This is a genomic window from Leptothoe sp. ISB3NOV94-8A, assembly GCF_043421595.1.
GTDB classification, from domain to species: Bacteria; Cyanobacteriota; Cyanobacteriia; order Phormidesmidales; family Phormidesmidaceae; genus Leptothoe; species Leptothoe turfae.
Map to the genome: position 1 here is coordinate 5,349,498 of NZ_JAXSQW010000001.1, position 12,435 is coordinate 5,361,932.

General features: G+C 48.1%; 12 protein-coding genes. 9 read left to right on the top strand and 3 right to left on the bottom strand.

Going from position 1 to position 12,435, the window contains the following annotated elements; all coding sequences use genetic code 11:
• Position 1 precedes the first annotated feature (1 nt).
• On the bottom strand, positions 2 to 2,680 hold the full coding sequence (locus SPB21_RS22890) for an MGH1-like glycoside hydrolase domain-containing protein (RefSeq protein WP_499868737.1): 2,679 nt from the start codon (positions 2,678 to 2,680) through the stop codon (positions 2 to 4).
• Between the two features lie 203 nt (positions 2,681 to 2,883).
• Between SPB21_RS22890 and SPB21_RS22895 the strand changes: the two genes are divergently transcribed.
• On the top strand, positions 2,884 to 3,036 hold the full coding sequence (locus SPB21_RS22895) for a hypothetical protein (RefSeq protein ID WP_499867797.1): 153 nt from the start codon (positions 2,884 to 2,886) through the stop codon (positions 3,034 to 3,036).
• 89 nt (positions 3,037 to 3,125) lie between these two features.
• On the opposite strand, the gene aat is transcribed toward SPB21_RS22895, so the two are convergent.
• Positions 3,126 to 3,770 (bottom strand): leucyl/phenylalanyl-tRNA--protein transferase, encoded by a 645-nt coding sequence (gene aat, locus SPB21_RS22900; protein ID WP_163668163.1) that lies wholly within the window; start codon positions 3,768 to 3,770, stop codon positions 3,126 to 3,128.
• 124 nt (positions 3,771 to 3,894) lie between these two features.
• On the opposite strand from aat, the gene SPB21_RS22905 reads away from it, so the two are divergent.
• The 5 genes from SPB21_RS22905 to SPB21_RS22925 all read left to right on the top strand — a co-directional run bounded on the left by SPB21_RS22905 (position 3,895) and on the right by SPB21_RS22925 (position 8,809).
• A complete protein-coding gene (locus tag SPB21_RS22905; RefSeq protein WP_163668161.1) occupies positions 3,895 to 4,224 on the top strand; it encodes a DUF8822 family protein in 330 nt (109 codons plus the stop codon).
• Between the two features lie 3 nt (positions 4,225 to 4,227).
• Positions 4,228 to 5,109: an EamA family transporter gene (locus SPB21_RS22910; RefSeq protein WP_499867798.1), complete on the top strand. Its 882-nt coding sequence runs from the start codon at positions 4,228 to 4,230 to the stop codon at positions 5,107 to 5,109.
• 107 nt (positions 5,110 to 5,216) lie between these two features.
• On the top strand, positions 5,217 to 5,333 hold the full coding sequence (locus tag SPB21_RS22915) for a photosystem II reaction center protein I (RefSeq protein WP_006516789.1): 117 nt from the start codon (positions 5,217 to 5,219) through the stop codon (positions 5,331 to 5,333).
• A gap of 174 nt (positions 5,334 to 5,507) precedes the next feature.
• Positions 5,508 to 7,922, top strand: coding sequence for a DUF3769 domain-containing protein (locus SPB21_RS22920; RefSeq protein ID WP_499867799.1), 2,415 nt, complete (start codon positions 5,508 to 5,510; stop codon positions 7,920 to 7,922).
• Positions 7,923 to 8,125: 203 nt separating this feature from the next.
• The gene (locus SPB21_RS22925) at positions 8,126 to 8,809 is read left to right on the top strand and encodes a hypothetical protein (protein ID WP_499867800.1); all 684 of its coding nucleotides are present in this window, start codon (positions 8,126 to 8,128) and stop codon (positions 8,807 to 8,809) included.
• Here the strand turns inward: SPB21_RS22925 and SPB21_RS22930 are convergent.
• Positions 8,799 to 9,332 carry a phycobiliprotein lyase gene (locus SPB21_RS22930; protein WP_250565998.1) on the bottom strand — a complete coding sequence of 178 codons (534 nt, stop codon included), beginning with the start codon at positions 9,330 to 9,332 and terminating at the stop codon, positions 8,799 to 8,801. The two genes, SPB21_RS22925 and SPB21_RS22930, sit on opposite strands and share 11 nt — an antisense overlap.
• A 176-nt stretch (positions 9,333 to 9,508) precedes the next feature.
• On the opposite strand from SPB21_RS22930, the gene hemE reads away from it, so the two are divergent.
• From hemE to rimP, 3 genes are all read left to right on the top strand, one after another.
• Positions 9,509 to 10,573 (top strand): uroporphyrinogen decarboxylase, encoded by a 1,065-nt coding sequence (gene hemE, locus SPB21_RS22935; RefSeq protein ID WP_006516793.1) that lies wholly within the window; start codon positions 9,509 to 9,511, stop codon positions 10,571 to 10,573.
• Between the two features lie 147 nt (positions 10,574 to 10,720).
• Positions 10,721 to 11,719: an NAD-dependent epimerase/dehydratase family protein gene (locus SPB21_RS22940; protein ID WP_499867801.1), complete on the top strand. Its 999-nt coding sequence runs from the start codon at positions 10,721 to 10,723 to the stop codon at positions 11,717 to 11,719.
• 147 nt (positions 11,720 to 11,866) lie between these two features.
• A complete protein-coding gene (gene rimP, locus SPB21_RS22945; protein ID WP_163702830.1) occupies positions 11,867 to 12,337 on the top strand; it encodes a ribosome maturation factor RimP in 471 nt (156 codons plus the stop codon).
• Positions 12,338 to 12,435 lie beyond the last annotated feature (98 nt).

Sequence of the window (12,435 nt, forward strand, 5' to 3'; positions counted from 1 at the left end):
CCTATTGACCATGTTTGCTTTGCTGCTGAATCAACTTAGCTACTAGGCCAGTCCAGCCCGTTTGATGGTTGGCACCGATACCGGCTCCATTATCGCCATGAAAATATTCATGGAAAAGAATATAGTTCTGCCAGTGGGGGTCTTGCTGAAACGGAGATGAGTCACTGCCGTAAACAGGGCGATTGCCTTGCTCATCTGGTAGGAAGATACATGTCAATCGTTGGGAAAGTTCTGCTGCCACCTCCCATAGATTCATCCAATGACCTGACCCCGTAGGACATTCAATTTTGAAATCATCACCTAAGTAGTGGTGGAATTTTTGGAGAGACTCAATTAACAGATAGTTTACTGGGAACCAGATTGGGCCACGCCAGTTGGAATTACCACCAAACAACCCACTGCTGGATTCTGCTGGTTCGTAATTTACGCAAAACTCTTCACCATTGGCATTGAAACAATAGGGATTCTCAGCGTGATAGCGAGATAGGGCACGGATGCCATAGGGGCTGAGAAATTCGTTTTCATCTAGCAGCTTGTTTAGGATGCAGCGTAGCTTATCGGTGGGTTCCACCTCACCCAGGGTGGCGTAGCAAAGGGCCAGCATGCGGCGAGCACCCACACCTTCTGTTTCCATACAGGCCACATTCTTCTTCAGATCGGTACGATTTTCGATAAACCACTCTAGCCGTTCTTTAAAGCCAGGTACTTGCTCTAACAAATCAGGTTCTAGTGTCATCACAGCAAAAAGCGGAATTAGACCCACCATAGAGCGGACCTTGAGCCGCTGACGATCGCCGTTGGGAAACTGCAGCACATCGTAGAAAAAGCCATCTTCAGCATCCCATAACTGAGAGCGGTCCTGGCCGATGTGGTTCATGGCATCGGCAATGTAGAGAAAATGCTCGAAGAACTTAGTGGCCATGTCTTCATAGACTGGGTTTTCCTTGGCAAGCTCCAGGGCAATGGTGAGCATATTCAGACAGTACATAGCCATCCAGCTGGTGCCGTCGGACTGTTCGAGATGGCCTCCGGTAGGAAGAGCAGAGCTGCGGTCAAAAACGCCAATGTTATCTAGACCGAGAAAACCACCTTCAAAAACATTGCTGCCTTCGGCATCTTTGCGGTTTACCCACCAGGTGAAATTGAGCAGGAGTTTTTGGAAGACGCGTTCTAGGAAAGTGCGATCGCACTTTCCAGTCACCTTCTGCTCAATCTTATAAACTCGCCACGTCGCCCAGGCATGAACCGGCGGGTTCACATCCCCAAAGGCCCACTCATAGGCTGGAATCTGACCATTGGGGTGCATGTACCACTCCCGCGTCATGATATCTAACTGGTACTTGGCAAACTCCGGATCCACCATGGCAATGGGAATACAGTGGAACGCCAAATCCCAGGCCGCAAACCAGGGATATTCCCACTTATCGGGCATCGAGATAATATCCTCAGCAGTCAGGTGAGTCCACTGATTATTGCGCTGCCGACTTTCTGGCGGTGTCGGTGTTGTCGGATCGCCCTTGAGCCAACGGTTCACATCAAAACCAAAATATTGTTTGCTCCATAACAGGCCAGCAAAAGCCTGACGCTGAACGGCTTTTTCCTCATCTTTCATCGGGAAAGGAGAGACTTTTCGATAGAAGTCATCCGCATCTTGTTGTCGAGTGGTCAGGGTAGTTACAAAAGACTCTCCAAAGGGATTTGAAAGTTGAGACTGATCGCTCAACCGTAAACAAATCACCTGACTCTCTCCAGGAGGAATCGTTAATGTGTAATGAGCCGCTGCCTTCGTTCCTGTCAGCCCAGGATTAACCGCCCCTGTCTCACCTTGAACCACATAGCGATGAAAGGCATCTTTAACGTAGGGAATTGGATTGGCAGATCCAAAAACTGCTTGGTAGTTGGTCTCATTTTCCGTAAAAAGAATAGGAGAATTCTGCACCAACCCCTTGCTTTGACAGTAGAGCCAACGAACCCCCAAGTCATTATGGAAAGCCTCCAGAGTACTGAAGCCTGATTGAGTATCTGCCAGTTTGAGACTTGGTTTTTCTGCGTTTTCTTCCCAGCTCCAGGTGTTGCGAAACCAGAGGGTGGGCAACACTGTTAATGTTGTGGCTTCTGGGCCTCGATTTGCAACAGTAATTTGAATGAGAATATCTTCGGGCGCTGCCTTAGCGTATTCGATAAAGACATCGAAGTAGCGATTTTCATCAAAGACGCCTGTGTCCAGGAGTTCATATTCTAGGGAGTTGCGATCGCGCCACTGATTTTCCTTCACCAGCTCACCGTAAGGATAGGCTGCCTGCGGATACTTATAGAGTGCCTTCATATAAGAATGTGTCGGCGTACTATCCAAATAGAAGTAATACTCCTTCACATCTTCACCATGGTTGCCCTGACTACCCGTCAGCCCAAATAATCGCTCTTTGAGAACTGGATCCTCCCCATTCCAAAGTGCCAGGGCAAAACAAAGGCTTTGTTTTGCATCAGAAATCCCCAGCAAACCATCCTCACCCCACCGATAAGTCCGCTTATGGGACTGGTCATGGGAGAAATAATCCCAAGCTTCCCCCGTTGCGCTATAGTCCTCGCGAACGGTGCCCCACTGACGTTCGCTGAGGTAAGGTCCCCAGATTTTCCAGGTGTCTGGGTTGGTGTGCAGGCGATCGTATTCGGCGGTCATGGCGGTTTTAGGGGCAATGGACAGCGGTAGCCGTTGCATCAGCAACTACCATAATGATGTCCCAATGCCAGAGGTCATTAGGTAGCGAATTTGCTGGATAGGGACGTCTTGTTGAGGGAGATAAATGAGTTCCTGACCAAACATCCCAAGAAATGTAAAGCAACATTGCTGCCGCTATAGATAAATCACTGGAGGGTCACTATATGATTACTTATGCGGGTCTAGCGACTACTTATCGCGCCGTTCCTCCTAAAGATTCTCGGCCTCAGAAGCGATCAAGCCTGGTTGCCCATTGGACCAGAGTCAATGGTAAGTTAGTCTACCAGTGGGTACCCATCCAATCTCAAGAAGAATAGTTATCAAACCGTAGGGGTATCCCTTGTGGATGACCATTGGATGCCTCATTCCCCCTGAGAACTCGGAAGAACTGACAACAGCATTTACCCTATTCGTACTTCCTGCGATTTAAGTATTGCGATCCCATGGAGATGGTTCGCACATTCGCTGACGGCGGCAAAAATTGACAGGAACGCTGTATTGCCTGATAAAGGATGTCTTCGTAGATCTCACTTTCCACGACGTATGCCCCAAAACGGGCTAGATGGGGGTTCATCATTTGAGCATCGAAAAGTAGAAAGTTTTGCGATCGCAGCCACTCCACAAGCTTCACCATCGCCACCTTCGAACCGTCGGGAACCGTAAAAAACATCGACTCGCCGATAAAAGCTCCCCCTAGCACAATGCCCAAAATAGCGCCTGCCAGCTGATCCCCCTGCCAGGCTTCAAAGCTATGGGCATGGCCTGCCCGGTGCAGCATGCGATAAATTGCCTTCAATTCATCTGAGATCCAGGTAGTCTCACGATTGGCACAGCCTTCAACAACGCCATCAAAATCCCGATTAAACGCAATTTCAAACCGATTTTGATTGAGTACCCGACGTAGCGATTTTGGGTAACGAAATCGCTCATCCAATGGAATCAGTGCTCGTTTACGGCTGGAATACCAATTGAGCGTTTGGTAATCGCTATCTGCCATTAAAAAATAACCCTGGGCATAACACTGCAAAATATGGGGAATCGAGTAAGCCATAGCAGCTGTGACAGGGGGACTATCCCGTTACATTCTTCAAACCCTTCTCCTACCGTAGCCTAAAAAAACTTACCCTAAAAGAATCTAGAACCGAAAAAATACAGGTATCGCCGCAGCATCTGCTATGACTGAACCAATTCAATCCGTCACGTTACCATCTCCTCAAGATCCACAGCAAGAAGGCGAATGGCTCAGAGCATCGCTGCAAAACTGGCTAGATACAGAGTTTTTGCCAGAAGCGGTCAATCAGGACATCGCCCAACGTGCATCTCAGGTCTTCGTACGCCAGCGGATGGAAGGGGAAAATGAGCTGATTCCCTTGGTGATGGCTATTTTAACTGAATTGCAGTCCTTCGATTTTTCCAAAAGCTTCTACAGCGAGTTTTCTGTCGCCAATGCTGTCGGCGACTTATTGCTAGAAAGCCTGGGCATCGATCGTTGCTGCGGAGCTTAGGGGATGCTCTGGTTAGCCCTTGCCAGCGGCACCGCCCTTTGCGAAGCCCTCAAAGATGCCACGGGGAAACAGGCGCTGAAATCGTTAGATGAATATTCGGTTTTATTAGGCTTTACCAGCGCTGGAGCCTTATTGATGGCCATGTTGATGCTGGCAACCGAAGGTCCACCGACTCTGGGACCTGATTTTGGGTTAGCAATTCTGGTGGGGGGCAGCTTAAATATTTTGGCCTTCACTCTCTATACACGCGCCATTAAAATTGCGGACCTATCGCTGACGGTGCCATTGGTCACCTTAACGCCATTGTTTTTGCTGGTCACATCCCCCATCATCGTTGGCGAATGGCCCACTGGCTTAGACGTAATGGGTGTGCTGTTTCTCATTGTGGGTTCCTACATACTGAACCTGAAGCCTAGTGAGGGCTTTACGTTGGCCCCCTTACGGGCACTCATGACCAATCCAGGTAGCCGCATGATGATGGGTGTGGCGTTTTTATGGAGCATCACGTCCAATTTTGATAAGGTTGGCACCCTAAATTCATCCTCCCTTTTTTGGGGCATGTCGCTGTTTGGGACAATTGCGATGGGTATGATGCCCTTTGTTGTGCAGCGGGCCTGGCAAAAGGGGGCAGGTTTGGTGATTGGGGAATTGCGATCGCAAGCCCTATTCGTTGTGCTCGCAGGTGTCTTCAACGCTATCGGCGTTAGCCTCCAGTTCATCGCCCTCACCCTGGCCCCAGTAGCGCAGGTAATCGCAGTCAAGCGCATGAGTGCCTTAATTTCAGTTGGCTTTGGCTACGCCCTATTTGGCGAAACAGGCCTGAAAGAGCGCCTATTAGGAGCAGCCATTATGGTCAGTGGCGTTGCCATCATGGCAATGGACTAAACCATGGGTTCCATCTTTACGCAAACTCTGAGTATCAACACTCGATGAATTCAATGTTGCGATAGAATAGCTTTTATAAATTTAAGTGTCTGTGCTGGAGATCCCCGATGCTGACTCTAAAGATCGTTGTATATCTGACTGTTGCATTTTTTGTAGGTCTATTCGTCTTTGGCTTCCTCAATGGCGACCCCTCTCGGAATCCTGGCCGCCAAGATATGGAATAATTCCTGCTAAGCGCTAGTTTCGAAAGAGTTCCAATGAATTTTGATTAGGCTCCTTGGCTAGTCCAGCTAAGGAGTTTTTAATGCGAGTCAGTTTTCACCCTGAGGGACTGTTTCAACGCTTGTGTTCATGAGGGTTAGTATTACGCTAACCATTGGCCGTTTTTAACAATTTCCATGGCCCTAATCGATTTACCTCCTGAACCTTCCCAAAATCAGCTATCAACAGTCTCAATCAGCACAGTTTCACCCAAAACTAAGCACAACAGCGGGGCTCAACACCTACTCACCCATCACCACCCCACGCCTTGGCAATCGACCGATGGCCTTCTAGAGCCTTCTTTTTCCCCTAGAAGCCTGATTCCTGTCGGACAACTGTCAGAGCCCAATGCGGATGATTTCTCTAAGCCCAATCTGGCCCAATTACCTTCCCTACCGCCTCAAACGGAAGTGGCACCAGCTGCAAGTGACGAAGCAGCTGGGGATACCGTCAATGAAGTAGTCGATTTAGAAGACACCGAAGCAACCGATTTAGAAGACACCGAAGCAGTCGATTTAGAGAATCCCAATCCCAACGCTTTCGAGGAGCGAGAGATTGAGGGAGTAGCGGACGATAGCTTAGTCCCTCAGCCAGCAGCAGCGGAGGGCTCTGATGAGGGCTCTGATGAGGGCTCTGATGAGGGCAACGAGACTGAAACACCGGAATCAGCAGAACCTCCTTCTACCACAGCACCTACTGAAGCATTAGATCCCTCAAAATTAGAAATTACAGCCGACACCCAAATCTTTGACTCTGATAGGCAAGTGGTGATTGCCCGAGGCAACGTCGTGTTCAAGCTCAACGATGCCTTTTTATTAGCCGATGAGATGTGGATCAACTTAGTTAATCGCTATGTCCTGGCAGAAGGCAACGTAATTTTGACTCGTGGCGAGCAAGAAGTTCGAGGTGAACGAGCTGAATATAGCCTTCTGCAGGAAGCAGGCACCATTTTTGAAACACGGGGCGAACTTTTTTTACCAGAACTCGAAGACGACTTTGCAGCCCCAACGGAGAGACCTGTCACTAGCCGGACAGTATTCGACCCCCTCAACCCAGACGAGGATGTCACTGCCGTCCGAAGAGTCGGGGGGGTTGAGTTGAGTTCTCGGCTTCAAGGCAGTAACCCCGGATCCTTACCAGACGCAGAAGGCGGCATCAGACGCATCCGCTTTGAAGCCGCACGAGTCACCTTTGATGCTGAAGCTTGGGTAGCAGAGGAGGTGCGATTAACAAACGATCCTTTTTCTCCACCGGAGCTCGAATTTCGCACTGACCGACTGACGTTAGTGACACTCTCACCAACCGCCGATTTGCTCACGACAGAAAACCCTCGCTTGGTTTTTGATCAAGGGTTTTCCCTACCCCTATTAAAGTCCAGATATATTCTGAATCGTGGAGAACGCGAGCAGAATCAAATCAACCCTTTTTTGATCAGTATTGGTAGCGACTCTGAGGATCGTGGTGGCGTTTTTTTAGAAAGCGAAGTCCCTATTGTCGAGAATGAATCCACATCCTTTAGCATTACTCCCCAGTACTTTTTAGAACGCGCTACAAATCAAGGCCTGGCTAATTCAGATGTATTTGGTGTGGAAGCTGACTTTGACACGCGTCTAAGCCCAAGCTCCAACCTTTCTGCACGAGTCAGATTGACCAGCTTAGATTTAAGAGAAGCTGAAGATAACCTCCGCGGCAGTATTCGTAATCGCTACCTTATCGGCGATCATCTACTGTCCGCAGAATATAGCTATCGCGATCGCCTTTTTAATGGCAGTCTAGGCTTTCAAAATGTCCGCTCCAGTCTCGGTGCAGTCCTGCTGTCTCCACCCATTAATTTAGATAAGCGTGGCCTTATCCTGACCTACCAAGCTGGCGCACAGTTAGTCACCTCTAGAACCGATCGTATCGATCTTCTGGGTAGGCCACGGGGTGGCGAAGATCTGATCACATTAGGCCGGATGCAAGCCAGCGCACGCTTGCGCAAAGGATTTAACCTCTGGCGCGGCACCCCCCTGCCTGCTACCCCCACAGAAGGCTTACGTTACACCCCAGCCCCAGTGGTCCCTTTTCTAAACCTCAACGTTAACTTGCTGGGAGTGGCGTCTTACTATACGAGTGGCGACTTTCAAGAGGAGCTCTCTGCAGATGTACGTTTAGACGGGCAGATTGGACATCTGTCTAAAAATTTTTTTGACTACACTCGCTTCAACCTGGGCTATTCCCAAGACATCCTTTCAAGCGATAACTCTCCTTTTTTGTTTGATCGAAATGTAGATCGACGCGTGGTTAGTTTTGGTGTGCTCCAGCAAATTTTTGGGCCTATTTTGCTAGGCTTTCAAACATCAATAAACATTAATACTGGGGAAACCGTTAACACCGACTTTATTTTCGAATACACTCGCCGCACCTACGGTTTGGTTTTTCGCTATAGCCCAACTAGAGAAACAGGTTCCATTGGATTCAGACTTAGTGATTTCAACTGGCTTGGCAGTGGCAGCCCCTTTGATGAGCCCAATATTCGCCAGGTAGATAGTGGTGTGGTAGAAGAACGTTAGGCCTTTACTTAATCAGCGTTCACCACATCGTAGGAATACGGGAATCAAACAAAGTTTAAGGACTGCATCAAGGACTGATGTCCAAGGGTAAAGTTAAGACTTATATGGGTTCAATAAACCTATAAATATTATTTCCCAAGCGTATTAGGAAATTGTTACTTCAACAATGAATCAAATAATACGTTGGGCTAGAGGTATTAACTATGATGGCATCTGATCTAGAGCGAGAAGCACAACAGGCCATTACTCTGCTCAAGTCCTTTAGCCTGGAGTTGGCTCAATATAGTCCTGAAAGCCAAGTCTTGTATTGGCTTAACCACTATCGTGCTAACTGGATTCGAGATGCCATTATCGAGGCAGTATATCAAGGGCGCTACAAAGTTATTTCGGTTCAGCATATCCTTAGCCTATGGCAACGGCGTGGACAGCCTATTCGTCACTTTACGTCTGGCTTTGGGCAAGTCATTGCCGACCATCTTGGGACTCCGCTACATTTGACCACAGCACCACAGCCTGAGATCACATGCCCCAGTCACACGATGAACGAGCTGGGTCAGAGCAAGACTATGTCCTCATCAGGGTTTACAGAAACCGTCTCAACCGCCAAAGGCATCCACAGTAGATCATCTGATGTGGACTACGGCCATTACCCTGGGTTATCCATCGAAGCATTTCCAGTGCAGCCCGAGGATACGCTGGTTGAAGTTTATCAAGCTGATCCATCGCATCAGCCTCATCAAACGATGGCATCCAAAGCAGAAGCTAGGCCCAAGGCATCTCCCCATAAGACTGAGGCGGCCTATTCAGACTATATTCCTATGGTTAGGTCAGCTCCGATCCAACCGTTTCGACCAACACTTCAACTTAAGCGTATTTCTAGGGTTTGATATCACCCAGACGAATTTCTGAACAAAATGAAGCCATCGTTTGCCCCTGGTCGCCACTGAGAACATTGGTGCGCATCCGTAATTTGTCAGTGATAAACCACCAACGCTCTTCAGCTCGCAAACCATCAGCTGCCGTAACAATCGTTAGAACTTCATTCTCAAACCGATACTGACTGACTTGAGATCGGGCTTTACCCTCAGGTTTGCTGATTAACTTACCGTTATCGTCATCGGTTGCGATCGCAGCCAACAACGTTACCAGGGTTCGCGTTTGGCCATCTACGGTACTCTTCTGGGCAATCCGTAACCCGCCTACAGCGTCCGTGGCAGAACAGCTCGCTTCATTACAGAGCTGAATCACAGCATCCGTACCAGCGTCCATGTAGGTAACTTCTAAATCTGATTTACCCGCCTTTGAGTTTCCTGCCTTCAGGTAGTGTGTAGTGCGCTGCGAAAACCACCGTCCTTCTTGCTTTTTAAAAAAGTTCACATTCTGCATGAATAGGTCTGACTGGAGTGACATACATAGCCACAATTCGTTATCTGCCTTTAAGTTTACGCTGTGACGGTCGTGTCAAATTCATCAGTTCACTGGCTAAACCCTAGGCAAGCCAAACATCTCCAGTCATTGAGGGCAATTCACGATGATAAGCTTACAAATGCGAATTAAAAACTCTTTTAGTCTGTGGTGAAATTTCAATGACCCAACCCGATCAAACGCCCTACCTTTTAAGAGCCGCCAAGGGCGAAATCTTGGATCGACCACCGGTCTGGATGATGCGTCAGGCAGGTCGGTACATGAAGATATATCGCGATTTACGAGAGAAGTATCCCTCTTTTCGTGAGCGTTCTGAGAACCCAGAACTTGCTATTGAGATTTCACTACAGCCCTGGCGGGCATTTCGCCCCGATGGCGTCATCATGTTTTCAGACATTTTGACCCCATTGCCAGGCATGGGCATCCCCTTCGATATCGTAGAGAGCAAAGGCCCCATCATTGAGCCTGCAATCCGCACTCAAGCTCAAATCGATGCCCTGCGCCCGTTGAATCCTGAAGAGGATTTACCCTTTATTCGACAGATTTTGACTACCCTCAGACAAGAAGTAGGCAATGCATCAACAGTGCTTGGGTTTGTGGGGTCTCCTTGGACGTTGGCGGCGTATGCAGTGGAAGGCAAGAGCTCTAAGAACTACTCTGTGATTAAAGGCATGGCCTTCTCGGAGCCCAAGATGCTGCATCAGCTGCTGAGCCACCTGGCAGATGGCATTGCCAAGTATGTACGCTATCAAATTGACTGCGGTGCTCAGGTTGTCCAGCTATTCGACTCTTGGGCCGGGCAGCTAAGTCCTGAAGACTATCGTACTTTTGCTCTGCCTTATCAGCAGCAGGTCGTACGCCAGGTTAAAGAAACTCATCCTGATACCCCTCTCATCCTTTACATCAGCGGCAGTGCTGGCGTACTGGAACTGATGGGCGAGTCTGGTGTAGATATCATCAGCGTCGACTGGACAGTTGATATGGCCGATGCCCGTCGTCGTCTCGGTCCTAACATGAAGGTACAGGGTAATGTTGACCCTGGCGTTTTGTTTGGATCGAAGGATTTCATTCGCGATCGCATCCTCGATACCGTACGCAAAGCCGGTCGTGGTGGGCACATCTTGAATTTGGGCCATGGCATTCTTCCTGGCACTCCAGAAGAAAATGCAGCTCACTTCTTCGAAACCGCCAAGCAGCTTGAAGATTTGCTAGCAGTTCCTGCTTAAAACGCAAAGCCACCGCCACAGCTACAGCCCATAGCTGATTGATGGGCTGTAGCTGCAATTATGCACTCAACCAGGCGTCACACCAGCTGTTATAACTGCTACGCAAGGTAATACTATGGATACTTAAATATCGCGCCTGCTTAAACCGTGAGTCAACTGGCACAATCCCTTCAATCGTCACCGCAGAGAATTTTTATCACTGGTGCCAGTGGGTGTATAGGCCATTATGTCCTTGAGAACTTGCTTGAGCATAGTCATCATGAGCTTTTTCTACTATTGCGTCATCCAGATAAGCTCCAACTAGATATTTCTCAGCAGCCGAGGGTTCACATATTACAGGGCGATATTCGTGAAATTGATCAGTTTGCCAACCTACTTGGCACCATAGACACTGCAATCCTCATCGCCACATCCTGGGGAGGCGCACCTGCAATCTACGACATCAATGTCACAGCTAATTTGAAGTTGATGGAACTGTTAGATCCTGATCGGATTAAACAGGTGCTCTACTTTTCAACCGCGAGTATTTTAGACCGTCAAAATCAGCCCCTCAAAGCAGCCGGCAACGTCTCCTTTGACTATATTCGCAGTAAATATCAGTGTCATCAAAAGTTAAAAGACCTAGCCATATATCCCAAAATCACTACCCTATTTCCCACACTCGTTTTTGGGGGTGATACCAACAAACCTTACTCGCATATTTCCAGTGGACTAACCGAAGTCACTAAGTGGATCGATTTAATTCGCTTTTTTAGTGCTGAGGGTACGTTACATTTTATCCATGCTCAAGACGTTGCCACGATGGTTACCTATCTAATTGCCCATCCGCCTACGCAAGACGACTGTAGGGAGTTGGTATTAGGCAACTCTGCCCTTGCCGTGGATGAGGCTGTAACCGCAGTCAGCCATTATTTAGGTCGATCCATTTACTTCCGTATCCCTCTATCCCAGAGACTCATCGACTTCTTTATCAAACTATTTAAGGTGCGTCTGGAAGATTGGGACCACTTTTGTTTAAAGTATCGTCATTTTACTTATCAAAATCCTCTGACCCCTTCTAGCCTTGGCCTAGACAACTACTGCACAACTGTTGCCGATCTTTTTCAAGCAACGGGTATTGAATCAAAGCAAAGAAAAACACGCTAAACTGTGTAACGCAGTAAAGTCATGTAGCAGTAATGCTACTTGGATCAGTTAATAACTGGTTATTTACTGCCCCAGTTCAAAAATGATTGTGTTAAGAAGTGGGACCTCAAGGCCCACTTTTTATTTTGTTTAATTTACTACGTGTCCATGGCTCACCCTGTTATTCCACAGGTACTTGAAATAGCTGCCCCCATTGCCACTGACTTGGGATTAGAGGTAGTGGGCGCGGTTTTTCAAACCAACCATAACCCACCGGTTTTACGGGTTGACGTCCGTAACCTCACCCAGGACGACACTAGCCTAAACGACTGTGAAAAAATGAGTATCGCCTTAGGTGAAGCATTAGAAACCTCTAATACACTACCTGATGCGTATGTTCTAGAAGTTTCCAGTCCTGGCGTTTCTGATCAGCTGCAAACTGACCGCGATTTTATCGTTTTCAAGGGGTTTGCCATTGAAATCACTCTCCATACACCTCATAAAGGCAAAAAAGTATGGATAGGTACACTACTAGAACGAACGGAAAGCAAACTAGCTATTAGTCAACGAGGTCGTCGCGTTGCCATACCCAATGAGTTAGTAGAAGCAGTACAACTGAGCAATCAAGTTGAAGCATAGCCGCTCATTGCACCACTTCATCGCTACAAAACGCCTATCACCTCAGCGTAACGCGCCAGGATATCAGGGCTAAACCAGCATCATTCTTACTTTTATTC

What these genes read in the sequence shown, in the direction of transcription:
- SPB21_RS22920 (WP_499867799.1), top strand. Translation starts at nt 5,508, where the DNA reads ATGGCCCTAATCGATTTACCTCCTGAACCTTCCCAAAATCAGCTATCA.
- rimP (WP_163702830.1), top strand. Translation starts at nt 11,867, where the DNA reads ATGGCTCACCCTGTTATTCCACAGGTACTTGAAATAGCTGCCCCCATT.
- SPB21_RS22915 (WP_006516789.1), top strand. Translation starts at nt 5,217, where the DNA reads ATGCTGACTCTAAAGATCGTTGTATATCTGACTGTTGCATTTTTTGTA.
- SPB21_RS22895 (WP_499867797.1), top strand. Translation starts at nt 2,884, where the DNA reads ATGATTACTTATGCGGGTCTAGCGACTACTTATCGCGCCGTTCCTCCT.
- aat (WP_163668163.1), bottom strand. Translation starts at nt 3,770, where the DNA reads ATGGCTTACTCGATTCCCCATATTTTGCAGTGTTATGCCCAGGGTTAT.
- SPB21_RS22930 (WP_250565998.1), bottom strand. Translation starts at nt 9,332, where the DNA reads ATGTCACTCCAGTCAGACCTATTCATGCAGAATGTGAACTTTTTTAAA.
- SPB21_RS22925 (WP_499867800.1), top strand. Translation starts at nt 8,126, where the DNA reads ATGATGGCATCTGATCTAGAGCGAGAAGCACAACAGGCCATTACTCTG.
- SPB21_RS22890 (WP_499868737.1), bottom strand. Translation starts at nt 2,680, where the DNA reads ATGACCGCCGAATACGATCGCCTGCACACCAACCCAGACACCTGGAAA.
- SPB21_RS22910 (WP_499867798.1), top strand. Translation starts at nt 4,228, where the DNA reads ATGCTCTGGTTAGCCCTTGCCAGCGGCACCGCCCTTTGCGAAGCCCTC.
- hemE (WP_006516793.1), top strand. Translation starts at nt 9,509, where the DNA reads ATGACCCAACCCGATCAAACGCCCTACCTTTTAAGAGCCGCCAAGGGC.
- SPB21_RS22905 (WP_163668161.1), top strand. Translation starts at nt 3,895, where the DNA reads ATGACTGAACCAATTCAATCCGTCACGTTACCATCTCCTCAAGATCCA.